Genomic DNA, 26,613 nt, shown 5'->3' with positions numbered 1-26,613 from the left:
GCGGTCCGGCCATGGGCGGGAGCCGCCGGTGGTCCGGCTCGTGAACAGGAGAGTGCTGTGGAGCTGTCGTTCCTCGACCGGTTGTACGAACAGCCGGGGCCGTGGGCCAGCGTCTACCTGGACACCTCCCAGGACATCGACGACCCCGAACGGGCTACCGCCTTGCGGTGGCGGCACCTGCGGGACGATCTTGTCACCGCCGGCGCGGACAGCGCGACCGTCGACGCCCTCGCGGACGTGGTCGGCGCCGATCGCGAGGTGGCGGGGCGGCACGGACAGGCCCTGTTCGCGGCACATGGCCGGCTGGTGCTGGTCGCGGAACTGCCCGAGCCGCCGCGGCGCGATGTCGCGCGATTCGGGAGACTTCCGCATGCCCTGCCCCTGGCGGTGCAGTGCGCGCCCGACATCCCGTACGCGGCCGTGGCCCTGGAGCGTGTCGTCGCCGATGATGCCGAGGGTCCAGAGGGCTCGGAGCAGGTGACCGTCGAGGTGGAGAGCGGGCGCTGGCCCACCAGCCGGGTCCTTCCCGGCCCCTGTGACGTCCACCGGGTGCCTGCCGGTTCCTGGCAGCAGGAGGCTCCGCGCATCGCTCGGCATCTTCAGGAGCTGGCCGACCGGGGTGACGCGGAGATGATCGTCGTGTGGGCCGACACCGACGCCGACGAGGCACGCGGGGTGCTGGTCAACGGCCTCCCGCGGCGAGTGCGCGACGTGCTGATCACCGTACGGAGCATCGCCGCGGCGGACGAGGTGCCACCCCGGCCCGGCGACGGGCGGGCGCTGCTGGAACCGGAACTCGTCGGCTTGCTGACCGGGCGTCTGAGCGCGTCCGACCACCGCCGGCTGAACCGCTACCAGACGCAGCGGGCACAACGTCCCCAGGCATCCGACGGGATGACCGCCGTGGTCGTGGCCCTGCAGCAGGGCCAGGCGGAAGCCGTGCTCGTCAATGAGCCCGTGCGGTTCACCGCGCACCTGTGGGCCGGCGCCGAGCCCACGCAGATCGCGCTGTCCGCGGAGGAGCTCCATGCCTTCCGGGCCACCGACGTCCGGGAAGAAGCGGCCGAGGACGCTCTGCTGTGGTCCACCATGGGCACGGGGGCGGAACTCGTCGTCGTTCCTCATGAGACGTTGCCCCTGAGCGAAGGCGTCGGCGTGCTGCTGCGCTGCTGAAGGCGTCGTGCGCCGCGTGCTGTTCGCCGCGCCGAATCCTCAGCGCGTTCCCGCGACCAGCAGGAGGGCCTCACGGTCGTCGGCGTTGAGCGTCTCCTCCGGCAGAGTGTCGTCATCGAGCAGCGCGTGCACCAGGTGCGCGTGTTCGGCGAACGCGGCTCTGCACCGCTCGTGCTCCGCCTGATCGCCATCAGCGCCGAACAGGGCTGACCACTCGTCCGGATCGACGGGGCGGGACAGCTCGGCGGCGAAGGCCAGGAAGCCGAGCAGGCGTCCCCGCTCCGGGACCTCCGGGTCGGCCGCGAGCCTCAGCAGGAACGGCAACACTGCCGGCGTCGCCGGGCTCAGCAGGAACATGTGGCTCATCAGAACGTTGGTGAGCACCCTCTCGGCCTCCGGCGCGGCCACCGGATCGAGCAGCGCGCGCAGCAGAGCCGGCATCTCGGAGGCACATCCGGAGATCCCGGACCAGGGGATCTCCTCACAGCCCCGCAGCGCGGGATGCTCGTCGCCCTCAGCACGCCCCGCTTGCGGGTGCTCCTCCAGAAAACGCGCCACCATGGCCTCTTTGACCTCGGCACTCATCTTGCACATCGTCTGCCTCCTCTTCGCCGACAGCATCGCACGGAGCCCGTTGTCAGTGGCGACCCATAACGTGGGGCCACCCGACGACAGACCGCTCTTTCAGGGGGAACCGTGCTGCCACGCGACGAAGACACCTTCACCATGCCCGACGCGTGGCGACGCGAGCTGCATCCGCGCAGGGGCGGCCTGCCCGCGCGGGTGCCCCCGGTGGCGGCGGACGCCGCGGAGCAGGCCTCGCTCCTGGCCGAAGGCGCCGCGGAGTGGACCGAGAAGGTCCTCTCCCACCCCCGGAGCGACCGGCGGCTCGTCGCCGCCGCCCGGGCCCGGCAGGGCGGTGACGCGAGCCCCCTGGGTGCCGCGGTGCTGGCCCTGGCCGACGGAGGGCGGGCCGTCGCACCCGCTCCGCAAGTCGACGCATGGGTCCGGGCCCATGGTCTGCCGTTCGCCGCCGAGGCCGTCGTGGAGCTCTTCGACATGCGCTTGAGCTCCTTCAGCGGCGGCCCCGGCCTCGGGGTCACGGGCTGTACCGATCAGGGCTCCTCTGTCTCCCGGCAGCACAGAGCCTTCGCCGATCGCGTCCGCGCCCTGCTGGCGGTGGCCGAAGAGGAGACCTGCGCGAGAACCGTGGCCGCCCTGTCCGAGCACCGGACGAACGCACGGCGCCGGGCCGTCGTGTCGTATCTCGTGCCCGGCGAGGCGGGGTGGATGGCCGAGTGCTGCGCGGACGAAGACCCCCACATCACAGGGGACACAACCCTCCTCCGCATGATGCTGTGCTCGGTCTCCACCACCGAGCAGGTCGTGCGGCTGGGCGGGCGGGACGGGTACATGTGGAGCTGGGACCTGGCCACGATCGCCAGTCTCACGGAGGTCATCGGCACGGAGATCGTCCCGCTCCTCGCGGAGGACCTCAAGGCGCCCTACCTCCCCACCGACACGCGCCGGCTTCTCTGCGGCGCCCTGGCCGAGCTGCCGTCCGACGAGGCGTTCCGCATCCTGGTGGCCGGGGCCGGTATCGCGGCCGCCCGCCCCGCGCTGCTCGACGCCGCCCTCCGCCACCCCGCCCGGGCCGTACGGCTGCTCGGCGAGGCATGCGCAGTCGGCCCCGCGGAACCGCCCTCTCTGGTCCGGCGGTTGTTCACCGCTCACGTCCGCTCCCATCGCCCGCTCGCCGTGTCCCTCCTGCCCGGGCTCCCCGAGCGGGTCGCGGCGCTCGTCGCGCCCCTCGCCCACGGTGACGACCTGATCCCGGAGGCTCCCGCCGAATCCGTGCCGGGGCTGCTGACGAGCCCGCCGTGGACGGCTACCACGCCGCGCAGGGCGACCTTGGTGAAGGTACCGGCTCCGGCCGCGGAATCGCGGGTCGCCTGGCTTCCGGGCGAGCGCGAGGCGTGGGCGGCCACGGAGTCCTGGTGGACCGGGCGGGCCGTGGCGGCGAACTGGTCGAGGGAGCCGAGTCCGGAGGCGCTGCGGAGCGGGACGCTCCTGACATCGGTGCACGCGGCGGGGGTGTTCCTCCATCTCCCGGCCGAGACGGTGCGTCCCCTGCTGGACGAGTGGGCGCCGGACGACGTGTGGGACGCGGAGGCCACCTACAGGCCGATCGCGGCCCGGTTCGAACTCGCGGCGCTGACCCCGGTGTTGCACGCGGCGTCACGTCATCCGGTCAGCGCGGGGCCCCTGCTGCTCCCGTTCGTCGACCTCGGCGTCGCCCGGCTGATGGCCGACTGGCTGATCCGGCTCAGGTCGGCGTCGGCCGTCGCTCGCGCCTGGTTCCTCCGGCACGGTACCGAGGCGGCCGCGCTGCTGGTGCCCGACGCGGTGGGCAGGCCCGGCGCCGCCCGGCGCGGCGCCGAGCAGGCGCTGCGGCTGATCGCCACGGAACACGGCGACCAGGCCGTACGGGACGCCGCAGCGGCGTTCGGCCCCGCGGCGGCCGAGGCCGTCCGTGAGCTTCTGACGACAGACCCGCTGGTGAGCGCCCTGCCCGCCCGGATGCCCGCGATCCCCGTCTGGGCGGACCCGGCGGTGCTCTCGCAGATCGTGCTGCGGAAGGGCGGCGCGCTGCCCTCGGAAGCCGTGCGGAACGCGATCACCATGCTGGCCGTCTCCGCGCCCGGCGAGGCGTACCCCGGGCTCTCCGTACTCCAGGAATCCTGCGAGCCGGAGTCGCTGGCACGGTTCGCGTGGAGTCTCTTCCAGCAGTGGCGGCTCCACGGCATGCCCGCCAAGGAGAACTGGGCCCTGCACGCGCTCGGGGTGCTCGGTGACGACATGACCGTCCGCGAGCTCACTCCCGTCATCATGGCCTGGCCGGGCGAGAACGCGCACCACAGTGCGGTCGCGGGCCTGGACGTCCTGGCCCGCATCGGCACGGACACCGCGCTGCTCCACCTGACGCGCGTCGCCGACCGGGTGGCGTTCAAAGCGCTCAAGGCCCGGGCCCGGCAGAAGATCGACGAGGTGGCCGAGGAGCTCGGCCTGACCGGTGACCGGCTCGCGGACCGCCTGGTGCCCACCCTCGACCTCGACGCGACGGGCGCCACGGTCATCGACTACGGCACCCGCCGCTTCACGGTCGGCTTCGACGAGCGGCTTCAGCCGTACGTCCGCGACGAGGCGGGCAAGCTCCGCAAGTCGCTGCCCGCGCCCGCCGCGCAGGACGACGCGGAGCGGGCCGCCACCGGGCGCAAGCGCTTCACCGCCCTGAAGAAGGAGGTACGGGCCCTCGCCTCGACGCAGGTGGGGCGCCTGGAGTCGGCGATGCTGGCGGGAAGGACATGGGAGGCACCGGAGTTCGTACGGCATCTGGTGCGGCACCCGCTGCTGGGGCATCTTGTGCGGCGTCTGGTGTGGCAGGACGGCGCCGGCACGGCGTTCCGGGTGCGCGAGGACGGAACGGTGCGCGACCTCACCGGACGTGAGGTGCCTCTGCCCGATGCGGAGACCGTACGGCTCCCCCACTCGTCGCACCTGGGCGACGAACTTGCCGCGTGGCGGGAGCACTTCGCGGATGCCGGGACGGACCAGCCGTTCCCGCAGCTCCACCGCGCGGTCCACCACCTGACGGCCGAGGAGGCGGACGGTTGGCGGCTGCGCCGCTTCGAGGGGATCATCGTGCCCACGGGCAAGGTGCTCGGCCTCCAGCGCCGCGGCTGGGAGCGGGGCGAACCGATGGACGCCGGTGTCGAGCGCTGGATCTCCAAGCGGCTGGGGGCGCGGCGCTTCCTGGTCATAGCCCTGCGCGAGGGCATACCGGTGGGCCAGGTCGACTTCGCTCCGGAGCAGACCCTCGAGACCGTCTGGCTCGACACGAGGCCGGCCGACTACCTCCCCCGCCGCGAGCACTCGCTCCGGCTCGGGGAACTCGACCCTGTCGAGGTGTCCGAACTCCTCGCGGATCTCACGGAGCTCACGGAGTGACGGGGTGACGGATCGCGAGTCACCGTGCTCGCCGCATCGTGCGGCACTACCGCTCGTTCCCCCACGGCACCACGACAATTGGCGTGCCCCCGCGTCGTATCGATCTTTGACTGATATCCGGAGTTCGTCAGCAGTGCCGGCACCGGGCGGTGACGCGTGAATCCTGGACCTGCCGCATCCGTCGCGCGGCGGTTCGCGCCGCCCACGGAGAAGCCGGCGTCGCGACTGAACTACCCGCTGCGGTGCGGTAGATGATGCCTCGCGTCGCTCATCTTCTTTCCACGGAGGGTGGGTGCGACGGCGGCGCCGCACCGCGTATCCGCTACGGCTCGAAGTCCGGGTTCCGCGGTCGCCCCGGTGTGCGGGCGGCGCCAAGATCAGGTCATTGCCCGTCAAGAGGCTGTCAAGCATCCTTGCTTTCGATTAGTGTCCAGCTTTAGATCAAGGCATTCGGTTCTCGGACCGCAATGCTGAATTTCAATGATGACGCGGACACCGTCGTTCCACCGTGTCCGCAATCCCGGAAATGGAGCAGTCATGAAGATGATCAAGGCGTTCATGAAGAAGTTCACGAAGGACGAGAACCTCGCCAACCACTCCTGGATCGAGCACGTGATCTGACGTGCCGTCGTCGGCGGAGGACGCGGCCGTGCCATGCCCTCCGCCGACCCCTTCCCGGAGTTCTCCGCCTGCCATGGGGAACGCATTTCATCACCATTCCAATGGAGGCGGGAATCTCGTGGAAGAAATAGCATCGACAGCGGTCCGCGACCATTCCGTCGTGTACGCCCCTCGGATTCAGGAACTGCTGGACCGGGAAGAGAAGGTGTTCCGGATCGACGCGACCACGGTCGGCGTCTCCGACTGCCGTCTGATCGCCGAAATCGTCGCGGCGCGCCCCGTGCTGGCGACGGAGCGCTCGGTCTACAAGCCCGCCGCGGGAGCCGAGATCCACCACGACAGCGCGACACGGACGATCCGCGCGCTGGGACAGGACGTCATGGCGGGCATCCGGACCCCGCCGCCCCCGGCGCGCGGGCTCTCGGGCGCCTGGCCCTACGCGGCCACTACCTACCTGCGCCAGTGGCTCTTCGCGTCCGACCCGCTGCCCGTCTCCCTGTTGTCGAAACGCGGCGTCACACGCTCCGACACCCTCTCCCGGCTCGTCGACCGCGCCGTCACCGTCTGGCCGGGCTACGGTGCCGACGACAGGCGCACCGCGCTGGCCGGACAGATCCGCGACGCTTCCAGCACCCGGGACAGGCGGCAGGCCATCGCGCTGTACCGGCGAGCGACGGCCACCCTCTGCGACGGCGTGGCCGCACTGGCCGGCAACGCCCTGTGGCTCATGGGACAGACGCGAGAACAGCGGGGAGCCCGCGCCGACCTCACCCCGGTCCTGTGGGAGACGCTGCGGCTGCTCCCTCCCGCGTGGATGCTGTACCGCAAGGGCGGGGCCGCGTACACCGCGCTGCACCCCGAGATCCGCCCCGAGGACAACGTCGCTCTCTTCCCGCTCCTGATGCACCGGCACCCGGACTACTGGTCCGAACCGCTGGCCTTCCGGCCCGAGCGGTGGGCCGGGGTCGTGGACCCGGAGAAGACGCCCGCGTTCATGCCGTTCGGCTTCGAGGGTGCCCGCTGCTGGGCCAAGCACCTCGTCGTGCCCCTGGCCGAACGTCTGCTGACCGTCGCCTTCGACAACCGCCTCGTCATCCGCAGCCCTCAGCAGCAGACGCACGTCCCGCTGCGCTCTCTGCTCTCCGTACGGTTCGAAGCGAAAACCGGGGCCTGATCCATGGAATCACCCACGCTGGCCGGCTGGGTCGGCGACGTCGAGAGCTTCGCCGGCCGCCAGTGGCAGCGCGAGCCCGCCGTCTTCACGCCGGAGACCCTCGCCTCGCCGTTCGATCTCGACGAGCTGGACGCCGCCTTCGACGGAGGGCTGCTGCGCACCCCCTACCTGGAGATGGTCCGCTCCAACAAGGTCACCGTCCCGCCCGACGCCTACACCACGTCACGCGTGATCAACGGCGTGACGCACGACGGCTTCGCCGACCGCGGGAAAGTCGTCGCACTCCTGCGCGCCGGGGCGACGCTGCTCCTTCGCCGCGTCGACCAGTGGCACCGCCCGACGGCCGATCTGCTGGCGCGCCTGTCCGAGGAGATCGACCGGCGCGTGGAGGCGTTCTTCTTCGTCACGCCGGCCGGCGGTCAGGGGCTCGCGGTGCACCGTGACGACGCCGACGTGTTCGTCCTCCAGGTGGCCGGACGCAAGACCTGGTACGTGCACGACGCGCCGGCGGTGGTGGACTGGGCGCCGGGCGAGCTCCGGGACGGCGAGCGCTCCCCCCGGCTCCTGCACAGCGTCCTCGAGCCCGGCAGCGTGCTCTACATCCCGCGCGGCTTCGCGCACCGCGCGGTGGGTGCCGCCGGACTGTCCGCCCACCTGTCGCTGACGATCCGCGACATCTCCCTGCAGGACCTGCGGACGGCCCTGGAGCGGCTGTTGTCCGACGGACTGGATCTCCCGGCCCGGCCGCTGGGCGAGGCCGCGATCGGCGACGCCTGCGCCACGCTGCTCGGCCACGTCCGGGCGAAGCTGGACACCATCGCACCGGATGACCTGCGGCTCGCCGCGCGGGCCGCGCAGGCGCGGCGACCGGTCACGACGACGCCGGCGGAGACATTCGCCGGGACGGCCCGGACCTGGGACACCGGCGGACCCGGCGCGGGGCGCACCGGCCGGGCGCCAGTCAGCCGTACGTGGCACAGGCTGCGCGAGGCGGCACGGGCAGCGCGCTGACGTACAGCCACAACGCCCCACAGGCCCCTTGAGGGAAGCGCCTCGCGGTCGGGCCAGCCCTCCCCTGATGCCTGGTCAGGGTCTGATCAGGGTCGGACCGGGGTGATCCCCGTCGAGCCGGCGCGGTGCGGGCGGACACACTCGGAAGGACTTGATCTTCGTCACCGACTTCCGAGTGGAGCTCTTCTCCTATGCGTCGTTTCCCGGCCCTGTCCCTGGCCGCCGCCACAGCCGCCACCGTGGCGTTCGGTGCCACCACCGCCGAGGCCTCGACCGGCCTCGACCCCGCCGCCCTGCGCGAGGCGATCGCCCTGCGTCCCGGCGACGGTGGCTCCGGGGTCGTGGCCGAGGTGCACAAGAACGGGCAGACGTGGCGGGGTACCTCCGGGGACGCCGTCACCGGCAAGCGCATCAGCCCCGACGCGCACTTCCGGATCGGCAGCATCAGCAAGCCGATGGAGGCGGTGATACTCCTCCAGCTGTCCGCCGAGGGCCGGGTCGACCTGGACCAGAGCGTTCAGCACTACCTGCCCGGACTGCTGCCCAAGGAGCGTTTCACCGAGCCGATCAGCGTGCGGCAGCTGCTCAACCACACCAGCGGCCTGCCCCAGGACTTCGAGGGTGCCCCCGCCACCTCCCCGGACGAGGACATCGAGCACCGCTTCGACTACGTCACCTTCGACGAGATCATCCAGCAGACGCTGCGCCCCGAGGGCAGGCCCGCTCCCGGCCCGCGCTTCAGCCCCGGTACCCGGCAGGAGTACAACTCCTTCGGCTACCGCGTCGCCGGCAAGCTGATCGAGGACATCACCGGGCACTCGTACCAGGACGAGGTGAGCGCCCGCATCCTCAAGCCCCTGAAGATGCGGGAGACCAAGGCCGCCACGCCGGGCCGCGGCACCCCCGTGCCCCGCCCCTACCTCCCCGGCTACATGCCGAGGAGCAACGGCCAACTGGTCGACGTCAACGTGCAGGGCGGGCTGCCCGCCAGCATGACCTCCACCACGGGTGACCTGGACCGCTTCATCACCGGCCTGTTCGACGGCCGGCTGCTGCGCCCGGCGCAGGCCGCCGAGCTGTTCACCGTCCCGAAGGGCACCGACGGCAAGCCGCTGCCGTACGCCAACGACTCCAACTGCAACACCGGTCCCGGCAAGCGCACGGCCTGCTTCAGCGTCGGCCTGATGTCGGTACCGCTGCCCGACGGCTCCGTCGTGTGGGGCAAGACGGGGTCCGACCCGGGCTACCGGAGCGGCGTCTTCGCCTCCCGCGACCTGAACCGCCGGGCGGTCTACGCGATGGGCACCTCGGTCTCGTCCAACAACAGCGCACCCGCGGTGGCCCAGCGCCTCTCCCTCGCCGCGTTCGGCGACTGAACTCCGTAGCCCTGCGGTCCTCCGACTTGTTCGATCGACTGAGTCAATACAATGCCGGCATGGCTCATGTCTCCGCGGCCGAGCGCCGTCCTCAGCTGATCAAAGCGGCCATCGATCTCATGGCCAGAGAGGGCGTCGCCGCCGGCAGTACGCGCGCCATCGCCGCCGAGCTCGGCGTCGCGCAGGCCACGGTCCATTACACCTTCGGTACGAAGGCGGACCTCTACCGGGCGGTCATGGAGCAGCTCACCGGCGACCTGATCGCGCAGGTCGAGCGAGCGGCGCCGGAGGGCGCCGGTTTCGAGGAGACGATCACCGCGCTGGCCGGCGCCTCGTGGCGGACCGTACGGGAGGAGGCGACCCGCTACCGCCTCCTCACCGAGCTGAGCATGCTCGCCCTGCGCACCCCCGACCTGAGCGAGGCCTACCAGGGTTACTACCGGGGGGTCAGCGAGGCGACGGCACGGCTGGTGGCCGAGGCGGCGGCGCGGACCGGGTACGAACTCGCCCAGCCCGCACAGACCATCGCCCGGTTCTACCTCGCCGGCTTCGACGGACTGACGTTGCAGTACCACTACGCGCCGGACCAGTTCTCGGAGGACGTCTGCCTCCGGGCCCTGGTCTCCGCGACCATCGCCCTGGCCGGGGGACGGCTGGAGCTCGCGGACGTACCGACGGCCTGACGCGCCGGGCGCGCCCGCGGCTGATCGACGTGTGCTCAGCCGGCCCAGACGTCCTCGACGTAGCGACCGGCATCGGTGAGGGAGGTCAGCCAGGCGGCGGCCTCCTCACCGGACGCACCGGTGCTCTCGCGGTGCATCGCCATGAACGCCTCCCGCACGGCGGGCGCCATGCGGCGGCCGTCGCCGCAGACGTAGACCCGGCCGCCGGCTTCCAGCAGGGCCCGGACCTCGTCGCTCTCGCGCGCGAGCCGGTCCTGGACGAAGCGGGCGCCGTCCTCCGGCGCGTGCATGAAAGTGGGGCGCATGCTGACGGCTCCGGCCGCCTCGGCGGCTTCGAACTCCTCCCGGTGGAGGTAGTCCACGTCGGGGTGGTCGCAGCCGAAGTAGCACAGCAGCGTTCCGGTCGACCGGGTGTGCAGCCGGTCGAGAACGGCGCCCCGGAAGGGCGCCAGCCCGGTGCCGGCGCTGACCAGGATGACCGGCACGGACGGGTCCTCGGGAAGCCGGAAGGCCTCCCCGCACGGCAGCACCCGGGCCTGGACGGTGTCGCCGACCGCCACGGTCCGGACGTAGTGCGAGGCGATGCCGTGGAAGGCGCCCTCGCCGCTTCGGTGGGGTGCCGCGAGCAGCGACACCATCAGGTCCACCTCGCCGGGGGACGCCTCGGCGGACGACGAGATCGAGTAGTGGCGCGGGCGCAGGACCGGCAGCAGCTCCAGGAAGCGCTCGAAGGGCAACTCGCAGGCGCGGTAGCGCTCCAGCAGGTCCAGGACGCTGCTCCTGGCGGCCGTCACCCGGTCGTGGAAGGTCTCGGGGTCCGCCGCGGCGAGTTCGGCCAGGGGGCGCTTCTCCGGCGGGCAGGCGGTGTGCTCGGCGAGCAGGGCGATCTGTTCCCGGGTGGCGGGGTCCTGCAGCTCGACGAAGACGGTCAGGAGCCGACGCAGGGTCAGCGGCCGGTCGACGGGCAGGGCGTCGCGGTTGCGGCGGCGGGCGTGCAGCCGGACGGTACGGTCCAGGTCGAGGCCGAAGCGGTGGGCGACCCGTCGTACGAGGGCGTCCGGGTTGCTCGGGAGCACGGCCAGGTGGTCGCCGGTGCGGTAGGTGACGCCCTCGGGCAGCCGTAGCCTCAGGAAGCGCTTGGGGCGGCCGAGCTCGTGGTCCATGTCGACGAGCTCGTACGCGTCGAGCACCTCCATCGGCTGTACGCCGTGCCGTGCGGCGAGTCCGCCGATGACCGACTCGGTGGTGTCCTGGAGTTCGTACAGGCCGCGGCCTTCCTCCTCTTCGGTCGGCGTCGCGGCATCCTGCGGCGCCACCGGGTGGCCGTGCCGCTCCAGCAAGGCGGTCCACAGCTCGCCCGTCCACCGGTCCACCGTGCCCGCGAAATCACCGGAGGCGTCGGCGGCGCCGCGCTCCAGCAGTGGCGTGGCGCCGGCCGCCGTCAGGCGCTCGTCGATGAGGGAGGGGATGTACTGGTAGGTGGCCGCCCAGTTGCGGTCGCCGACACCGAGCACGGCGTACCGGAGACCGTCGAGCGAGCCGGGCTCGAGTCCCTCCAGCGAGGCGACGAACCCGGCGGCGTCGTCGGTGGGCCTGCCGTTGTAGGAGGCGGCCACGATGACCACCGGGCCCTCGGCGGCGCTCAGCCTGCCGACGTGGTCGTCGAGCGGTGCCACGGACGAGGCGAATCCGTGCGCGTCGCCGTCCGCCGCCAGATCGCGGGTGATGCCCGCGCAGGTACCCAGGTTGGAGCCGTGCAGCAGGGTGAGCGCGGTGCCCGTGGCGCGTCGGGGCGCGGGGCCGTCCTGACCGGCGGGGGCACTGCTCACGGTGACTGCGGCTGGAGCCGCGGCTGCGGGCAGGCGGCGCTCGCCGCTCGTACGCCGGGCCAGCTCGAGCGTGAACCCGTGGGGCTTGATGGTGAGGGTCTGCTTGATCTTCAGCTGGTAGTCGGCGTGGTCGATCAGCCGGTAGCGGTGCACCAGCAGACCGAGCAGCAGGGTGGCCTCGTGCAGGGCGAACTGGCGGCCGATGCAGGCGCGTTCACCGTTGCCGAACGGCTTGAACAGGTGGACCGAGCGCCTCTCCTCCCGCTCGGGCGTGAAGCGCTCGGGGTCGAACAGCTCGACGTTCTCGCCCCAGGCGGGGTCGCGGTGGAGGGCCGGGGTGTAGATCGTGAGCGTCTCGCCCTCGCGGACGACGTACGTGCCACCGATGACGGTGTCCTCAAGGGGCTCCACGGCGAAGCCGGGCGCTGTCGGCCACAGTCTCAGACTCTCGTTGAGCACCTGGCGGATGTAGGTGAGCCTGCCGATGTCGCCGTAGCCGGGTTCCGGGGTGTCCGTGTCTCCCCACAGGGCGTCCACCTCGGCCTGGGCCCGCGCGAGCACCTCGGGGTGCTTGGTCAGGTAGTACAGGGCGAAGGACAGGGCGCCGCTGGTGGTCTCGTGCCCGGCGATGAGGAAGGTGATCACCTGGTTGCGGATGTTCACGTCGTCCAGGGGCTCGCCGGTCACCGCGTCCCGGGTGTGGAGCATCCGGCCCAGCAGATCGTCCGTGCTCGTGTCGCCGGATGCCCTGCGCTTGCGGATGACCTCATCGACGAGGTCCGTCATCAGCTCAGTGTCCCGGCGGAACTGCTCGACCTGCTTCCACTTGAACAGCTCCGTGCCGGGGACGGACTCGACCTTGTCCTGGGTGAAGGCCAGCGCCCGCGACATCGCCTCGACGAAGGGGTGCAGGTCGTCGCGGCGGAACGACTGGAAGTCGTAGCCGAAGCCGCACAGCCCGATGGTGTCGAAGGTCAGCCGGGTCATGTCCTCGGGGACGTCCACGGCCTGCGCCCCGGCGGCCTGGTCCCACTTGGCGATCAGGGATCGGGCGACGCCGAGCATGGTGCCGTGGTAGTCACGCATCGCGCCGAGCGAGAACGCCGGCATCAGGATGTCGTGGGCCTTGCGCCAGTTGGGCTCGTGGTTGAAGGCGGTGAACAGGCCGTCACCGGCGAACCGGCGAACCTCGATCAGGTCCGGGGACAGGCTCTTGCGGAACCGGCTCTCGTCCGACAACTCCGTCACCAGGTCCAGGCCGCCGACGATGACGGTCTCGGTCCCGAAGACGCGGAACCGGAACACCGGTCCCATCTCCTTGAGCTCCTTCATCAGGAGGTCGTGACCGTCGCCGCCCCGGAGCAGGTCGAGGGCGTGGCCGATCAGGGGCAGCGCCGGGCGCTCGGGGATCGCCCGGGCGCCGGCAACGAACGCGTGAGTCATGAGCGTGCCTTTCGTCCGACACCAGCAGTCGCTTGCGGTCCAACGTACAAGCGACATTGTCAGTCGACAATGTCGCTTGATTGTGTCGATCGGCACGGTCGGACGACTCAACCATGGAGGGGCGTGAAGGCGTCGCGGCCCGAGGACCTTGACGCGGGATGAGATCTCAGTAGTCGAGGGCCGCGAACCACTCGCCCCGGCCTCGGGAGGTGAGGTCGAGGATGTGCCAGACCGGGCTGAGCAGGTCCAGGCCCCGCTGGTCGATGTCTTCGGACATCCGGGGATGCGCCGAGTAGAGGTGGCGCACCGATCCGGTGTCGTCACGGGTGAACACCGATACGGTCGAGTCCTGGACGCCCTCGGCGTCCTCGCTGCCGAGGTCGTACTTGAAGGTCCCGGCCCCCGCGCTGAGCAGGCGCAGGTTCGTCCAGTGCCGGCTCCGGGCGTACGCGCGGAGCGTCGGCGGATCGGCCGCGGCGACGACGGCGAAGTCGGCGAAGTCGGCGTTCTGGGTGATGTGGCGGGCGACTCCGTTGAACCCGTCGATCCACATGGTGCACATGGGACACGCCTCGGTCTGCCGCTTGCCGTACATGAAGTGGTAGACGACCAGGTCGCGGCCGGGCCCGGTGAACAGTTCGCTCAGCCGCACCGTCGTCACCGGTGTGTCACCGGCGTGGAAGTCGGCGGGGCCTTCCTCGAAGACGTAGTCGTCGACGACAGGGCCGAGGGGCAGCCGGCGGCGCTGGTCGGCGACGCGTTCGCGGTGGCGCATCAGCTCGATCTCGGCCTGCCTCAGCTCTTCACGGGCGTGGACGTACTCGGCCGGTTCCTCGCTGAGGTTGGTGATCCGCATGGGCGTCTCCTGTGCTCTCGCCGCAATTGTCCGCTCGGGCCGGGGGAATCGCCACGTGGCGCGAGAAAGGCGGAATGCCCGGGCTGTGCCGGCGTCTTCACCATCGCGGACGAGTACACCTCCGCCAACCGTCCGGCCCTGCGCTGAGCCACGAGCGCGGCATGGCCGATCTCCCTTTCAAGGGAACTCCGGCGGGGATATTCTGGACACTAGGGGCATCCGTCGTTGGCCGCCGCACCGCATCGGCCGACCAGGAGAAGCCGCCCCGGTGCATTCGCACAGAACAGAAGCTCAGGCGATCGTCATGATCATCCTAGGTCTCATCCTCCTCATCGTCGGATTCCTGCTGGGCCTCCATATCCTGTGGACGATCGGCATCATTCTCGTCGTCATAGGCATCGTCCTGTGGGTCCTGGGAGCCGTCGGTCACGCTGTCGGTGGCCGACGCCACTATTGGTAGGAGGCCGTCCTCACAGCAGCTCTCCCCGGCCGTGGCCCGTTTGTTTCAGTTCCGGCCCAGGGCCCGCTTCAGTTCGGCCTTGTTCATGGTGGACCGGCCTTCGACGTTCTTCTTTTTCGCCTCGTTGTAGAGCTGTTCCTTGGTCGGCCCCTCGGCGCCGGAGTGCGAGCGCTGGCCGCCGCGCTGGGAGGAGGACTTGTCCTGCCGCGAGCTGCGGCCGGCCGTCTTGGACTCTCCCGAGCGCGCCCGCTCCTTGTTGACGGTGCGGGCCGCGATCTCCTCGGCACGCTTCTTGCTCTCGCCCCGGTCGAGCGCGCTCTCCTTGATGTGCTCGTACTGCCGCTCGCGCTTGCCGCTGGAACCCCTGGGCATGATGACTCTCCTCATCGCCGGTGACCGTTCATGGCCACGGTGACACCGGAGGTACCGAGGCGCAGGGTGGGAGCCGCCGATCGGGACGTCCGCCGCCCGCTCTCCGTGTCGGGAGCGTCCGGAAGGGAACCCGTCCCGTACGTCCGTCCATCATCGATCCGCCGAGGGGTGGTTCTTCCATGGACCATGTGGACCATTCGCGCGCGCCCGTCCTGGAGGCGCTCGCCGCCTACCACGATCAGGGCCAGACCCCGTTCACTCCTCCGGGCCACAAGCAGGCCAGAGGTGCCGACCCGCGTGTTCTGGCCGTGCTGGGCGAGGCGGTGTTCGCGGCGGACGTCCTGGCCGTCGGCGGCCTCGACGACCGGAGGAGCTCGCACGGCGTGCTGGCGCGGGCCGAGGCGTTGATGGCGCATGCCGTCGGCGCCGACCACACCTTCTTCACCACCTGCGGGAGTTCCCTGTCGGTCAAGGCCGCCATGCTCGCGGTCGCCGGCCCCTACGAAGAGCTGCTGATCGGCCGCGACGCCCACAAGTCGGTGGTCGCCGGGCTGATCCTCTCGGGCATCAGCCCCGTATGGGTGGATCCGCGCTGGGACAGCGAGCTGCACCTGGCGCATCCGCCGTCCGCCCGTGCCTTCGAGGACGCCTTCGACCGTCATCCCGGCGCCAAAGGAGCCCTGATCACCAGCCCCACGCCGTACGGCACGTGTGCCGACCTGGGGACCTTGGCGGAGGTCTGCCACCGGCGGGGCAAGCCGCTGATCGTGGACGAGGCGTGGGGAGCGCACCTGCCGTTCCATCCCGGGCTGCCGACGTGGGCCATGGACGCGGGAGCCGACGTCTGTGTCACCTCCGTGCACAAGATGGGCTCCGGCCTGGAGCAGAGCTCCGTCTTCCATCTCCAGGGCGACCGGGTCGACCCGAAGCGGCTCACCGCCTGCGCGGACCTGCTGGGCACCACGAGTCCCTCCGTGCTCGTCTACGCGGCCCTCGACGGATGGCGCCGCCAGATGGTCCTGGACGGCCGGAAGCTGTTCGACCGCGCCCTCGCCCTCGCGGAGGACGTCCGGTGCCGCGTCGAGGCGATGGAGGGGCTGCGCGTCCACGGGCGTGAGGACTTCTGCGATCCCGGCCACGCCGCGGATCTGGACCCCCTCCAGCTCATCATCGACCTTTCCGCGCTGGGCACCACCGGATACCGCGCCGCCGATCGGCTGCGCGAACGGCACCGGGTGAACCTCCACGTGTGCGACCACCGCCGGATCAGCGCCCAGCTGACCCACGCCGACGACGAGCGGACGGCGAAGACCCTCCTCGGTGCCCTCCTCGATCTGGTGAGGAACGCCGAGGAGCTGCGTCCCGCCCGGCCCGTGGAGGTGCCGGATCCACCGGAGTTGCGGTTGGAGCAGGCGATGCTTCCCCGCGACGCGTTCTTCGGTGACGTCGAGCGGGTGCCGTGGGACGAGGCGGCCGGCCGGATCGCCGCCGAGATGCTCACGCCGTACCCGCCCGGCATCCCCGCCGCGCTGCCGGGCGAGCGGCTCGACCGGGAGGTCCTGCGCTATCTACGCAGTGGAGTGGAGGCGGGCATGGTCGTTCCCGACGCCGCCGACACGGACGTCCGGAGCGTGAAGGTGGTCGTCCGCCAGGTGGTCATCCGCTAGGTGGTCGCCCCCGGGCGCGAGCAGTGCGCTGAGGCCGCGTCACCGTCCCGCTTCAGCGGGGCGACCGAGCTGCCGGACCGTCCAGCCGGCCGCGCGCCAGATGCCGGCGTCGATCAGGTTGCGCAGGTCGACCAGGACCGGCCTGGCGACGACGGTGGCGAGACGGCCGGGGTCGGCGTGGCGGAAGTGCGGCCATTCGGTGGCCAGTACGACCAGCTCCGCGCCGGTGACGGAGGCCTCCAGGTCCTGTTCGTAGGAGAGGTGGGGGTGATGCGCCAGCGCGGTGGGCACCGCCAGGGGATCGTGGACGGTGACCGTCGCGCCCCGCCGGTGGATGAGCGTGGCGATGGCGAGGGCGGGGGATTCGCGGATGTCCTCGGTGCCGGCCTTGAAGGCGGCGCCCCACACCGTGGCCTTCGTACCGGTGACCGGGCGTCCCAGGGTTTCCTCGATGAGGCGGAGGGCGGCGGCGGGACGTGAGTCGTTGACCCGTTCGGCCGCGTTCAACAGGGCCGCCGCTTCGGGGGCGCCGAGGGCCTCGGCGGTGGCGGCGAAGGCGTGGACGTCCTTGGGCAGGCAGCCGCCGCCGTAGCCGGGACCGGCGGTCATGCCGCCGCGGCCGATGCGCGGGTCGAGTCCGACGGCTTCGGCGAGCTGCTGGACGTCGGCGCCGGCCGCGGCGCACATGTCGGCCACACCGTTGATGAAGGAGATCTTCAGGCCGAGGTAGGCGTTGGCTGCGCTCTTGATCAGTTCGGCCGTGGCGGGGTCGGTGACGTGCAGGGGGACCCCGCGGCTCAGCAGGGGTGCGTAGAGCTCGCGGACGACGTCCTCGGCGTGCGGCGAGGGAACGCCGACGACGATGCGGGCAGGCCTGAGGGTGTCCTCGATGGCGTGCCCCTCGCGCAGGAACTCGGGGTTCCAGACGACCTCGACGCCCTCCCCCGCCGGGGCGAGGCGGGCCAGCAGCCCGGCCAGTTCCGTGGTGGTGCCGACCGTCACGGTGGACTTCCCGACGACGACGCAGGGCCTGGTCAGGTGCGGGGCCAGGGCACGGGCGGCGCCGAGGACCTGCGTGGTGTCGTAACCGCGTCCGTCGGTGTCGAGAGGCGTGCCGACGGCGAGGAAGTGGACGTCCGCGAAGGCGGCCGCCTCGGCGATGTCGGTGGTGAAGCGCAGGCGCCCGGTCCCGGTGTGCTCGGCCACCAGCTCGGTCAACCCGTCCTCGTGGATGGGGCACTGACCACCGTTCAGGCGATCGGTCTTCGACCGGTCGAGGTCGACACCGATGACGTCGTGGCCGATCTCGGCCATCGCCGCGGCGTGCGGGATCCCCAGGTGACCGCAGCCGATGACGGATACGCGCATGATGTCCCGTTCCCTTCTCGTCGCTCGGTGTCGTTCCCTCCTCGTCGCTCCGGCCGGTCGGCGGCGCCCCGGACAGGCGCCGGCTCCGCGACGGCGCTGGACGGCCGCTTCCAGGCTCACCCGCCTTCCCCGGACCGGCAATCGCTGCCGTGCGCCGAGCCGGGCCGGCACCCGGTCCGGTCCGCTCGAGTGGAGCAGTCGGGCGCGCTGTGCGACCCTTCGATGAGTCGTTCGCGCTACGCAGACCGGGCATCATCATCGGGCCCGTGAGCAGCCTCGAGCAGCATCGGAAGCCGAGCCGCCAGGTCCGCGGGCCCCATCTCCGCGAGGACGAGGAAGCGGTCGGCGACGATCGCGCGCTGCCGTCGGTCCCCGCTCAGGGGTCACCGCCCCGCCCCGGGCCTTCGGCCGCGCTCGCGGAGGAGGGCCGTCATGGACGGATCCTGGAATCGCGCAGTGGTCACGGGAGGAGCCGGCTTCATCGGATCCCACGTCTGTGAACGACTGCTGGCCGATGGAGCGGAGGTGTTCTGCGTCGACAATCTGTCGACCGGGTCCGCGGCCAATGTCGCCCACCTGTCGGAGGATCGGCGCTTCCGCTTCGTCGAGGCGGACGTCCGGCGACCCGGCAGCCTGGACCGGGTCCCCGGGCCGGTCGACCTGGTGCTCGACCTGGCCTGCCCGGCGTCTCCCCGCGACTACCTCCGACTGCCCATCGAGACCCTGGAAGCGGGCAGCGACGGCACGCGCACCGCTCTGGAGCGGGCCCTGCGCGACGGCGCCCGCTTTCTGCTCGCCTCCACGTCGGAGGTGTACGGCGACCCCCTGGAGCATCCTCAGCGCGAGCGCTACTGGGGCAACGTCAATCCGATCGGCCCGCGGAGCGTCTACGACGAGTCCAAGCGCTATGCCGAGGCGCTGGTCAGTGCCTACCGGCGGGCGCACGAGGCGAACACAACCATCGTCCGCATCTTCAACACCTACGGCCCCAGGATGCGCACCGACGACGGGCGGGCCGTGCCGACGTTCATCCAGCAGGCCCTCGCCGGGGAGCGGGTGACGGTCGCCGGTGACGGCAGCCAGACCCGTTGCCTGACCTACGTCGACGACACGGTCGACGGCATCCTCGCCCTCGCCGCCAGCGGTTACCCGGGCCCGGTCAACATCGGCGGGTCCGACGAGACGTCGGTCCTCGAACTGGCCGAGCGCATCATCGGCCTGACCGGTTCGGCGTCCGTCGTCCATTTCGTCGACCGTCCGGTGGACGACCCCGCCAAACGCCGTCCCGACACCACGACGGCACACCGGCTGCTGGGCTGGAGCCCGCGCGTGGGCTGTGAGGAGGGGCTCAAGCGGACCGTCGAGTGGTTCGCCCGGTCCGCCGCGCCCTAGCGCCGGTCCGTCGCGCCCCCGCCACGCCCTGAGCCGAGCAGTCGCCCCTCGCCGGAGACGGAGCACGTCATGCGCATCCTCGGAATCAACGCACTCTTCCACGACCCCGCGGCCGCCGTGGTCGTCGACGGGCGGATCGTCGCGGCCGCCGAGGAGGAGCGGTTCTCCCGGCGCAAGCACGGCAAGCGTCCGGTGCCGTTCGCGGCCTGGGAGCAGCCGGTCCTGTCGGCGGCGTGGTGCCTGGAGCGCGCCGGGCTGCGCCCGGCCGATCTCGACGCGGTCACCTGCTCCTACGACCCCGCGCTGGGCCGCCCCGCGGCGGCCATGGGGCTGGACGATCCGTGGGACGGGCTGCGGCAGACGTACGCCGAGGAGGCGCCCCGCTTCCTGGCGGACGCGCTGCCGGGCCTGGACCCGGAGCGGGTCCGCTTCGTCCCCCACCACGTGGCGCACGCCGCGTCCGCCGCTCTCGCCGGGCCGTACCGCGACAGCGCCGTGCTGGTGCTGGACGGGCGCGGGGAGTGCGCCTCGCATCTGGCGGGGGTCTACCGGGGCGGGCATCTGGAGGTGCTGGCCGCACAGGACCTGCCGTCCTCCCTGGGGCTGGTCTACGAGGAGCTGACGGAGCACCTGGGCTTCCTGCGCAGCAGCGACGAGTACAAGGTGATGGCGCTGGCGGCCTACGGCAAGCCGCGGTTCCTGACGGAGGTGCGGGCCCACGTCTACGCGACGGGGGACGGCGGCTTCCGGGCGCACTCGGTGCCGTGGGCGGCGCTCACCGAGCCGCGCGCGCCGGGGCAGGAGTGGACGGAGGACCACGCCGACCTGGCGGCCAGCACCCAGGCGTGCCTGGAGGAGGTGCTCCTGGACCTGGCGCGCTGGCTGCACGGCCGGACGGACGCCGCGACGCTGGCCATGGCGGGCGGGGTGGCCCTGAACTGCGTGGCCAACACGCGCGTCGCCCAGGAGGGCCCCTTCCGCCGGGTGTGGGTGCAGCCCGCGGCCGGTGACGCGGGGACCGCGCTGGGCGGCGCGCTGCAGCTGGCGGCCTCGGACGGCCGGCTGCCCGACCCCATGGAAGGGGCGGACCTGGGCCGCGAGTGGTCGGACGACGAGCTCAGGAGCTGGCTGGAGCGTGCACGCCTGCCGTACGAGCGGCCCCCCGACATCGCCGAGGCGGTGGCCGAGGAGCTGAGCCGCGACGGGATCGTGGCCTGGTTCCAGGGGCGCGCCGAGTACGGGCCGCGGGCGCTGGGGCACCGCTCGCTGCTCGCCCACCCCGGGCGGGAGGGGAACCTGGAGCGGCTCAACCACGTCAAGGGGCGCGAGGAGTTCCGTCCCGTGGCCCCCATGGTCATGGCGGACCGGGCCGCGGAGATCTTCGAAGGGCCGCTCCCCAGCCCCTACATGCTCTTCGTCCACCGGGTGGCACCGGCCTGGCGGGACCGGATCCCGGCGGTCGTCCATGTCGACGGCACCGCGCGGATCCAGACGGTCGACCCCGCGCGGGAGCCGCTGGTGGCCCGGATGCTGGCCGCCTTCGAGCGACGCACGGGCCTTCCCGTGGTCGTCAACACCAGCCTCAACACGGCGGGCCGGCCGATGGTCGACGACCCCCGTGACGCGCTGGAGTGCTTCGGCTCGGCACCGGTGGACCTGCTGGCCCTCGGCCCGTACGCCGTGCGGCGCGCCCGGTTCCGCGCGACGGGGGAAGCCCGATGAACGCCCCCCTGGCCTACGCGGTCGTCATCCCGACGATCGGGCGCCCGTGCCTGGAGCACTGTCTGGCCGCGCTGGCCGGCTCGGTGGGCCCCGGCCCGTGCGAGGTGGTCGTCGTCGACGACCGGCCCGGCTCCCCTGACGGGCACCCGCCGCTGCCGCTCGAGGCGCTCGGCGCCCTGCGCGGTGTCGCCAGGCAGGTGCGCAGCGGGGGCAGGGGGCCGGCCGCCGCCCGCAACGCGGGCCGGCGGACGGTGTGCGCGCCATGGGTGGTGTTCCTCGACGACGACGTGCGGGTGACCGCCGCCTGGCGCACGGACCTGGCCCGCGATCTGGACCGCGCGGAGCCGTGGACGGGCGGGGTGCAAGGCGTGCTCGACGTGCCGTTGCCCACCGACCGGCGGCCCACCGACTTCGAACGCGCCACCGCCGGACTGGCCCGGGCCCGGTGGGCGACGGCCGACATGGCGTACCGCACGTCCGTGCTCGACGCCGTGGGCGGCTTCGACGAGCGCTTCCCCCGGGCCTTCCGGGAGGACGCCGACCTCGCCCTGCGCGTCATGGCCGTGGGATGGCGGCTGGAACGGGGCACGCGCGTCACCCGGCACCCGGTACGCCCCTGCGACGCCTGGGTCTCGCTGCGCCAGCAGGCCGGCAACGCCGACGACGCGCTGATGGTGCGCCTGCACGGCCGCGACTGGTGGCGGCGCGCGGAGGCCCCGCGAGGGCGGCTGCGCCGGCACGCGCTGATCACCGCGGCCGGAGCCGCGGCGGCCGCGCTGACCCTCGCCCGGCGCCCGGTCACCGGCGCGGCGGCCGCGCTCTGCTGGGCGGCGGGGACCGCCGAGTTCGCGTGGGCCCGCATCTCCCCCGGCCCCAGGACCCCGCGCGAGGTCACGGCCATGGTGGCCACGAGCCTGGCCATCCCCCCGCTCGCGGTCTGGCACCGGCTGCGCGGCACCGTCCGCCACCGCGGCCGGCGGCCGCTGCCCGGCCCGTTCCCTCCGGCGGTGCCGGCAGCCCCCGAACAGATCGCCGTAGGGAACGGTCCCCCGGCATGAGCGGCCATCACCTGCCCGCCGCCGTGCTGTTCGACCGGGACGGCACGCTGGTCGAGGACGTCCCCTACAACGGCGATCCCGCCCGGGTCGTGCCACGGCCCGGTGCCCACCGGGCCCTGGCGCTGCTGCGCCGGCGGGGGCTGCGCACCGGGGTGGTCAGCAACCAGTCGGGCATCGGCCGCGGTCTGCTGACCGAACGTCAGGTGGCGGAGGTCAACGCCCGGGTGGAGCGGCTGCTCGGGCCGTTCGACGTATGGCGGATCTGCCCCCACCGCCCGGACGACGGCTGCCCCTGCCGCAAGCCGGCACCGGGGCTGGTGCTGTCGGCCGCCCGGGCGCTGGGCGTGGCGCCGGCGCGGTGCGTGGTGATCGGTGACATCGGCAGCGACATGGAGGCCGCGGCGGCCGCGGGGGCCGTGGGCGTTCTCGTGCCGACCCCGCTCACCCGGCCCGAGGAGGTCGCCCGCGCGCTCCACCCGGCACCCGATCTGCCCACCGCGGCGCGCATGGTCCTGGGCGCCCGTGGGCCGTCGGCGACGGAGGGTGGTGTCCGGCGGTGAAGGCCTTGGTCGCGCGACTGGACAGCTTCGGCGACGTGCTGCTCGCCGGGCCCGCGGTGCGCGCCGTCGCCGCCCGCGCGGACCGCACCACGCTGCTGTGCGGCCCGCTCGGCGCCCCCGCGGCCCGCATGCTGCCGGGGGTCGACGAGGTGATCGAGTGGAACGCGCCCTGGGTGGGCTTCGAGCCTCCGCCGGTCGAGGCGGCCGATGTGGCGCGGCTCGTCGAGCGCGTCCGGCGGGACCCGCCCGACGTGGCGATCGTGCTGACGTCCTACCACCAGAGCCCGCTGCCGCTGGCGCTGCTGCTGCGCATGGCCGGGGTGCGCCGGCTGGCGGCGGACTGCGCGGACTATCCGGGCGCGCTGCTGGACCTGCGGCATCGCCGGCTGCCCCACCGGCACGAGGTGGAGGCCGCGCTCGACCTCGCCGAGGCCGCGGGGTTCCCGCTGCCGGAGGGCGACGACGGCCGGCCGGCGATCCGCAGGCAGCCGCCCGGGCGGTGTCCCGCCGGTGAGGACGGCTATGTCGTGGTGCACCCCGGCGCGACGGTACCGGCCCGTCGCTGGGGGCGCGAGCGGCTCGCGGCGACCGTACGGATGCTGGTGCGGGCGGGGTACCGCGCCGTGGTCACCGGCGGCCCCGGCGAACGGGAGCTGACGGCCTGCGTCGCCCACGGGGCCGCGCTCGACCTCGGCGGCCGGACCACGCCCGCCGAACTCGCCGAGGTGCTCGCCCGGGCGGCCGTGGTGATCGCCGGCAACACCGGCCCCGCCCACCTGGCGGCCGCGGTGGGCACCCCCGTGGTGTCCCTCTTCGCCCCGGTGGTGCCGGCCGAGCGGTGGGCCCCGTACGGGGTGCCGCACGTCCTGCTCGGGGACCAGGAGGCCCCCTGCGCCGGCAGCCGGGCCCGCGTCTGCCCCGTCGCCGGGCACCCGTGCCTGAACGTGGTGTCCCCCGAGGACGCGCTGGCCGCCGTGGAGAAGCTCACCGGGCGCGTGCCCGGCCTCGAACCCCGCTCCCGGCGGGCGGGACCGACCGACCGGACGGAGTGGTCGCCGTGAGGATCCTGCTGTGGCACGTGCACGGCTCCTGGACGACGGCGTTCGTCCAGGGCCCGCACACCTACCTGGTGCCCGTCACCCCGGACCGGGGACCCGACGGGCTGGGACGCGCCGCCACCTTCGACTGGCCCGGCTCCGTCGTCGAAGTGCCCGCCGACCGGTTGCGCCATACCGACATCGATCTGCTGATCCTCCAGCGGCCGCGCGAGTTCGAGCTCGCCCGGCACTGGCTCGGCCGGCGCCCCGGACGCGACGTGCCCTCCGTCTACCTGGAGCACAACGCCCCCGGCGGGCCCGTGCCGGACACCCGCCACCACGCCGCCGACCGCCGCGACCTGACGATCGCGCACGTCACCCACTTCAACCGGCTGATGTGGGACTGCGGCACCACCCCCACCACCGTCATCGAGCACGGCATCGTCGACCCGGGCCCCTTGTGGACGGGCGAACTGGAACGGGCCGCCGTCGTGGTCAACGAGCCCTTGCGGCGCGGCCGTACGACCGGCACCGACCTGCTCGGCCACTTCGCCGGGGCGGCCCCGCTGGACGTCTTCGGCATGCGCACCGAGCACGTCGCCGAGCGGCTCGGTCTTCCGCCCGGGCGGTGCCGGAGCAAGGACCTGCCGCAGGCCGCGCTGCACCGCGAGCTGGCCCGCCGCCGCGTCTACCTCCACCCGGTGCGCTGGACGTCCCTGGGCCTCTCGCTCCTGGAGGCCATGCACCTGGGCATGCCGGTGGTGGCCCTGGCCACCACCGAGGCCGGGGAAGCCGTCCCGGCGGGCGCCGGGGTGGTCTCCAACCGGCTGGACGTCCTGCGCGACGCCCTCCGCGGCTTCGTCGCGGACCCCGGCGCGGCCCGGGAGACCGGCCGGGCGGCACGCGCGGCGGCCCTCGCCCGCTACGGCCTGCCCCGCTTCCTGGACGACTGGAACCGGCTGCTCAAGGAGGTGGCCCGATGAAGATCGCCATGGTGTCCGAGCACGCGAGTCCGCTCGCCGCCCTGGGCGGACCGGACGCGGGAGGCCAGAACGTCTACGTCGCCCGGCTGGCGGAACGGCTGGCCGAGCGGGGGCACGACGTGACGGTCCACACCCGCAGGGACGACGACGCCCTGCCCGACCGCGTCCCCCTGCCCTCGGGCGTCGTGGTCGACCATGTACGCGCCGGCCCCGCCCGGGTGCTCCCCAAGGACGCGCTGTACGAGCACATGCCCCGCTTCGGCGCCCGCCTGGCCGAGGTGTGGGAGGAGGAACCGCCGGAGGTGGTCCACGCCCACTTCTGGATGTCCGGGCTGGCCGCCCTGCTGGCCACCACCCACCTCACGGTGCCCGTCGTGCAGACCTACCACGCGCTGGGCACCGTCAAGCGGCGCCACCAGGGGGCCGCCGACACCAGCCCGGCCGGCCGCCTGGACGCCGAACGCCGCATCGGCACGTCGTGCGCCAGGATCCTGGCCACCTGCTCGGACGAGGTACGGGAGCTGCGGGCCATGGGCATCCCCGCGCACCGCTGCTCCGTCGTGCCGTGCGGCGTGGACACCGACCACTTCACCACCCGCGGCGCCGTCGCCCCCCACCCGGGCCGGCGGACCCGGCACCGGCTGCTGGCGATCGGCCGGCTCGTCGCCCGCAAGGGCGTCGACCTGGCGCTGCGCGCGCTGGCGGACATACCCGGCACGGAGCTCCTGGTGGCGGGCGGACCACCCGGTGAGGACGTCCTCGAGGACCCGGAAGCCGCGCGGTTGACGGCCCTCGCCCGGCGCCTGGGCGTCGCCGACCGGCTCGTGCTGCTCGGCTGCGTACCGCACGAGGACATGCCCGCGCTGATCCGCAGCGCCGACGTCGTGCTGTGCACCCCCGTCTACGAACCGTTCGGCATCGTGCCGCTGGAGGCCATGGCCTGCGGCGTCCCGGTGATCGCCACGAACGTCGGCGGCCACCGGGACACGGTCGCGCACGGCCGGACGGGACTGCTGGTCGAACCGGGCAGCGCCGAGGACCTCGCCCGGGCGGTACGCGGCCTCCTCGGTTCCCCGGGGCGGCTCGCGTCCTTCGGCGAGGCCGGGCGGACGCGCATGCTCGGCCACTTCACCTGGGACCGCGTGGCGGAGGGCGTCGAGGGCGTCTACGACCGCGTCGCCGCCCCCGCGTCCCTGCCCACCGGAGGTGCCCGATGACCGCCCCCCACACCACCCGGCCGGCCGCCGCCCACGGCGACCACTGCGGGCGTCTCCTCACCGCGCTGGAACGCTTCCGCACCGAGCACGCGGCCACCGCCGAGCGGTGGGGGGCACGGCTGGCCACGACACTGACCGCGGGCGGCAGGCTGCTCGCGGCGGGCAACGGCGGCAGCGCGGCGCAGGCCCAGCACCTGACGGCCGAGCTCGTCGGCCGCTACCGCACGGACCGGGCGCCCTTCTCCGCCATAGCCCTGCACACGGACACCTCCAGCTGCACCGCCATCGTCAACGACTACGGAGCCGACGAGCTGTTCGCCCGCCAGGTACGGGCGCACGCGCGCCCCGGCGACGTGCTGATCCTGATGTCCACCAGCGGCGCCAGCCCCAACCTGCTGTCCGCCGCCGCGGCCGGACACGCCTCGGCCGCCCACGTGTGGGCGCTGACCGGGCCCGGCCCCAACCCCCTGGCCGGGGCCAGCGACGAGACGCTGTGCGTGGAAGCCGGCACCACCGCGACCGTCCAGGAACTGCACCTGGTGGCGGTGCACCTGATGTGCGGCGCCTTCGACACCGAACTGGGCGTGTGACCGAACCCGGTGG

At 72.8% G+C, this 26,613-nt stretch carries 22 protein-coding genes; 17 read left to right on the top strand and 5 right to left on the bottom strand.

The features are described from left to right. Positions 1-57 precede the first annotated feature (57 nt). Positions 58-1,173, top strand: coding sequence for a baeRF2 domain-containing protein (locus tag AC07BS_RS00550; RefSeq protein WP_478929048.1), 1,116 nt, complete (start codon positions 58-60; stop codon positions 1,171-1,173). Positions 1,174-1,212: 39 nt separating this feature from the next. Here the strand turns inward: AC07BS_RS00550 and AC07BS_RS00545 are convergent, their stop codons facing one another. Beyond that, on the bottom strand, positions 1,213-1,758 hold the full coding sequence (locus AC07BS_RS00545; protein WP_478929047.1) for a hypothetical protein: 546 nt from the start codon (positions 1,756-1,758) through the stop codon (positions 1,213-1,215). A 111-nt stretch (positions 1,759-1,869) separates the two neighbouring features. On the opposite strand from AC07BS_RS00545, the gene AC07BS_RS00540 reads away from it, so the two are divergent. The 6 genes from AC07BS_RS00540 (at position 1,870) to AC07BS_RS00515 (ending at position 10,046) form a co-directional block, all read left to right on the top strand. Beyond that, the gene (locus AC07BS_RS00540) at positions 1,870-5,181 is read left to right on the top strand and encodes a DUF4132 domain-containing protein (RefSeq protein ID WP_478929045.1); all 3,312 of its coding nucleotides are present in this window, start codon (positions 1,870-1,872) and stop codon (positions 5,179-5,181) included. A gap of 483 nt (positions 5,182-5,664) precedes the next feature. Further along, complete coding sequence (locus AC07BS_RS00535) at positions 5,665-5,802, top strand: hypothetical protein (RefSeq protein WP_478929043.1); 138 nt, start codon at positions 5,665-5,667, stop codon at positions 5,800-5,802. Positions 5,803-5,962: 160 nt separating this feature from the next. After that, the gene (locus tag AC07BS_RS00530; protein ID WP_478929042.1) at positions 5,963-6,976 is read left to right on the top strand and encodes a cytochrome P450; all 1,014 of its coding nucleotides are present in this window, start codon (positions 5,963-5,965) and stop codon (positions 6,974-6,976) included. A 3-nt stretch (positions 6,977-6,979) separates the two neighbouring features. Next, positions 6,980-7,987: a JmjC domain-containing protein gene (locus tag AC07BS_RS00525; protein WP_478929040.1), complete on the top strand. Its 1,008-nt coding sequence runs from the start codon at positions 6,980-6,982 to the stop codon at positions 7,985-7,987. A 191-nt stretch (positions 7,988-8,178) separates the two neighbouring features. Further along, positions 8,179-9,363 (top strand): serine hydrolase domain-containing protein, encoded by a 1,185-nt coding sequence (locus AC07BS_RS00520; protein WP_478929038.1) that lies wholly within the window; start codon positions 8,179-8,181, stop codon positions 9,361-9,363. A 59-nt stretch (positions 9,364-9,422) separates the two neighbouring features. Further along, positions 9,423-10,046, top strand: a complete 624-nt coding sequence (locus AC07BS_RS00515) for a TetR/AcrR family transcriptional regulator (protein ID WP_478929036.1) — start codon at positions 9,423-9,425, stop codon at positions 10,044-10,046. Between the two features lie 35 nt (positions 10,047-10,081). On the opposite strand, the gene AC07BS_RS00510 is transcribed toward AC07BS_RS00515, so the two are convergent. Together AC07BS_RS00510 and AC07BS_RS00505 are read right to left on the bottom strand one after the other, a co-directional pair. Continuing rightward, the gene (locus tag AC07BS_RS00510) at positions 10,082-13,318 is read right to left on the bottom strand and encodes a bifunctional cytochrome P450/NADPH--P450 reductase (protein WP_478929034.1); all 3,237 of its coding nucleotides are present in this window, start codon (positions 13,316-13,318) and stop codon (positions 10,082-10,084) included. Between the two features lie 166 nt (positions 13,319-13,484). Continuing rightward, positions 13,485-14,174 (bottom strand): DUF899 family protein, encoded by a 690-nt coding sequence (locus AC07BS_RS00505; RefSeq protein WP_478929032.1) that lies wholly within the window; start codon positions 14,172-14,174, stop codon positions 13,485-13,487. Between the two features lie 304 nt (positions 14,175-14,478). Between AC07BS_RS00505 and AC07BS_RS00500 the strand changes: the two genes are divergently transcribed. Beyond that, complete coding sequence (locus AC07BS_RS00500) at positions 14,479-14,634, top strand: DUF6131 family protein (RefSeq protein ID WP_478639084.1); 156 nt, start codon at positions 14,479-14,481, stop codon at positions 14,632-14,634. Positions 14,635-14,679: 45 nt separating this feature from the next. Here AC07BS_RS00500 and AC07BS_RS00495 read toward each other — a convergent pair whose 3' ends face one another. Next, on the bottom strand, positions 14,680-15,006 hold the full coding sequence (locus AC07BS_RS00495) for a plasmid stabilization protein (protein ID WP_478639086.1): 327 nt from the start codon (positions 15,004-15,006) through the stop codon (positions 14,680-14,682). A 188-nt stretch (positions 15,007-15,194) separates the two neighbouring features. Between AC07BS_RS00495 and AC07BS_RS00490 the strand changes: the two genes are divergently transcribed. Next, a complete protein-coding gene (locus tag AC07BS_RS00490) occupies positions 15,195-16,673 on the top strand; it encodes an aminotransferase class I/II-fold pyridoxal phosphate-dependent enzyme (protein ID WP_478639088.1) in 1,479 nt (492 codons plus the stop codon). 39 nt (positions 16,674-16,712) lie between these two features. On the opposite strand, the gene AC07BS_RS00485 is transcribed toward AC07BS_RS00490, so the two are convergent. After that, positions 16,713-18,041: a UDP-glucose dehydrogenase family protein gene (locus AC07BS_RS00485; RefSeq protein ID WP_478929029.1), complete on the bottom strand. Its 1,329-nt coding sequence runs from the start codon at positions 18,039-18,041 to the stop codon at positions 16,713-16,715. 432 nt (positions 18,042-18,473) lie between these two features. Between AC07BS_RS00485 and AC07BS_RS00480 the strand changes: the two genes are divergently transcribed. The 8 genes from AC07BS_RS00480 (at position 18,474) to AC07BS_RS00445 (ending at position 26,600) form a co-directional block, all read left to right on the top strand. Beyond that, positions 18,474-19,433: an SDR family NAD(P)-dependent oxidoreductase gene (locus AC07BS_RS00480; RefSeq protein WP_478639090.1), complete on the top strand. Its 960-nt coding sequence runs from the start codon at positions 18,474-18,476 to the stop codon at positions 19,431-19,433. 69 nt (positions 19,434-19,502) lie between these two features. After that, positions 19,503-21,155: a carbamoyltransferase family protein gene (locus tag AC07BS_RS00475; RefSeq protein ID WP_478929026.1), complete on the top strand. Its 1,653-nt coding sequence runs from the start codon at positions 19,503-19,505 to the stop codon at positions 21,153-21,155. Beyond that, positions 21,152-22,213, top strand: a complete 1,062-nt coding sequence (locus AC07BS_RS00470; RefSeq protein ID WP_478929024.1) for a glycosyltransferase family 2 protein — start codon at positions 21,152-21,154, stop codon at positions 22,211-22,213. The genes AC07BS_RS00475 and AC07BS_RS00470 overlap by 4 nt, the downstream gene beginning before the upstream one ends. Further along, on the top strand, positions 22,210-22,773 hold the full coding sequence (locus tag AC07BS_RS00465; protein ID WP_478929022.1) for a D-glycero-alpha-D-manno-heptose-1,7-bisphosphate 7-phosphatase: 564 nt from the start codon (positions 22,210-22,212) through the stop codon (positions 22,771-22,773). The genes AC07BS_RS00470 and AC07BS_RS00465 overlap by 4 nt, the downstream gene beginning before the upstream one ends. Beyond that, positions 22,770-23,834, top strand: a complete 1,065-nt coding sequence (locus tag AC07BS_RS00460) for a glycosyltransferase family 9 protein (RefSeq protein WP_478929020.1) — start codon at positions 22,770-22,772, stop codon at positions 23,832-23,834. The genes AC07BS_RS00465 and AC07BS_RS00460 overlap by 4 nt, the downstream gene beginning before the upstream one ends. Next, a complete protein-coding gene (locus AC07BS_RS00455) occupies positions 23,831-24,793 on the top strand; it encodes a glycosyltransferase (protein ID WP_478929018.1) in 963 nt (320 codons plus the stop codon). The genes AC07BS_RS00460 and AC07BS_RS00455 overlap by 4 nt, the downstream gene beginning before the upstream one ends. Further along, positions 24,790-26,010 (top strand): glycosyltransferase, encoded by a 1,221-nt coding sequence (locus AC07BS_RS00450; protein WP_478929016.1) that lies wholly within the window; start codon positions 24,790-24,792, stop codon positions 26,008-26,010. Before AC07BS_RS00455 ends, AC07BS_RS00450 begins: the two co-directional genes overlap by 4 nt. After that, positions 26,007-26,600 (top strand): D-sedoheptulose-7-phosphate isomerase, encoded by a 594-nt coding sequence (locus AC07BS_RS00445; protein ID WP_478929014.1) that lies wholly within the window; start codon positions 26,007-26,009, stop codon positions 26,598-26,600. Before AC07BS_RS00450 ends, AC07BS_RS00445 begins: the two co-directional genes overlap by 4 nt. Positions 26,601-26,613: the final 13 nt, after the last annotated feature.

It is taken from the genome of Streptomyces sp. NPDC044063, from assembly GCF_056434285.1.
This window is presented reverse-complemented; position numbering and strand designations above follow the sequence as displayed.

Coding starts and splice junctions, on each gene's coding strand:
- AC07BS_RS00535 (WP_478929043.1), top strand. CDS start 5,665: ATGACGCGGACACCGTCGTTCCACCGTGTCCGCAATCCCGGAAATGGA.
- AC07BS_RS00480 (WP_478639090.1), top strand. CDS start 18,474: ATGGACGGATCCTGGAATCGCGCAGTGGTCACGGGAGGAGCCGGCTTC.
- AC07BS_RS00520 (WP_478929038.1), top strand. CDS start 8,179: ATGCGTCGTTTCCCGGCCCTGTCCCTGGCCGCCGCCACAGCCGCCACC.
- AC07BS_RS00465 (WP_478929022.1), top strand. CDS start 22,210: ATGAGCGGCCATCACCTGCCCGCCGCCGTGCTGTTCGACCGGGACGGC.
- AC07BS_RS00470 (WP_478929024.1), top strand. CDS start 21,152: ATGAACGCCCCCCTGGCCTACGCGGTCGTCATCCCGACGATCGGGCGC.
- AC07BS_RS00500 (WP_478639084.1), top strand. CDS start 14,479: ATGATCATCCTAGGTCTCATCCTCCTCATCGTCGGATTCCTGCTGGGC.
- AC07BS_RS00485 (WP_478929029.1), bottom strand. CDS start 18,041: ATGCGCGTATCCGTCATCGGCTGCGGTCACCTGGGGATCCCGCACGCC.
- AC07BS_RS00445 (WP_478929014.1), top strand. CDS start 26,007: ATGACCGCCCCCCACACCACCCGGCCGGCCGCCGCCCACGGCGACCAC.
- AC07BS_RS00515 (WP_478929036.1), top strand. CDS start 9,423: ATGGCTCATGTCTCCGCGGCCGAGCGCCGTCCTCAGCTGATCAAAGCG.
- AC07BS_RS00495 (WP_478639086.1), bottom strand. CDS start 15,006: ATGCCCAGGGGTTCCAGCGGCAAGCGCGAGCGGCAGTACGAGCACATC.
- AC07BS_RS00450 (WP_478929016.1), top strand. CDS start 24,790: ATGAAGATCGCCATGGTGTCCGAGCACGCGAGTCCGCTCGCCGCCCTG.
- AC07BS_RS00475 (WP_478929026.1), top strand. CDS start 19,503: ATGCGCATCCTCGGAATCAACGCACTCTTCCACGACCCCGCGGCCGCC.
- AC07BS_RS00510 (WP_478929034.1), bottom strand. CDS start 13,318: ATGACTCACGCGTTCGTTGCCGGCGCCCGGGCGATCCCCGAGCGCCCG.
- AC07BS_RS00545 (WP_478929047.1), bottom strand. CDS start 1,758: ATGAGTGCCGAGGTCAAAGAGGCCATGGTGGCGCGTTTTCTGGAGGAG.
- AC07BS_RS00505 (WP_478929032.1), bottom strand. CDS start 14,174: ATGCGGATCACCAACCTCAGCGAGGAACCGGCCGAGTACGTCCACGCC.
- AC07BS_RS00525 (WP_478929040.1), top strand. CDS start 6,980: ATGGAATCACCCACGCTGGCCGGCTGGGTCGGCGACGTCGAGAGCTTC.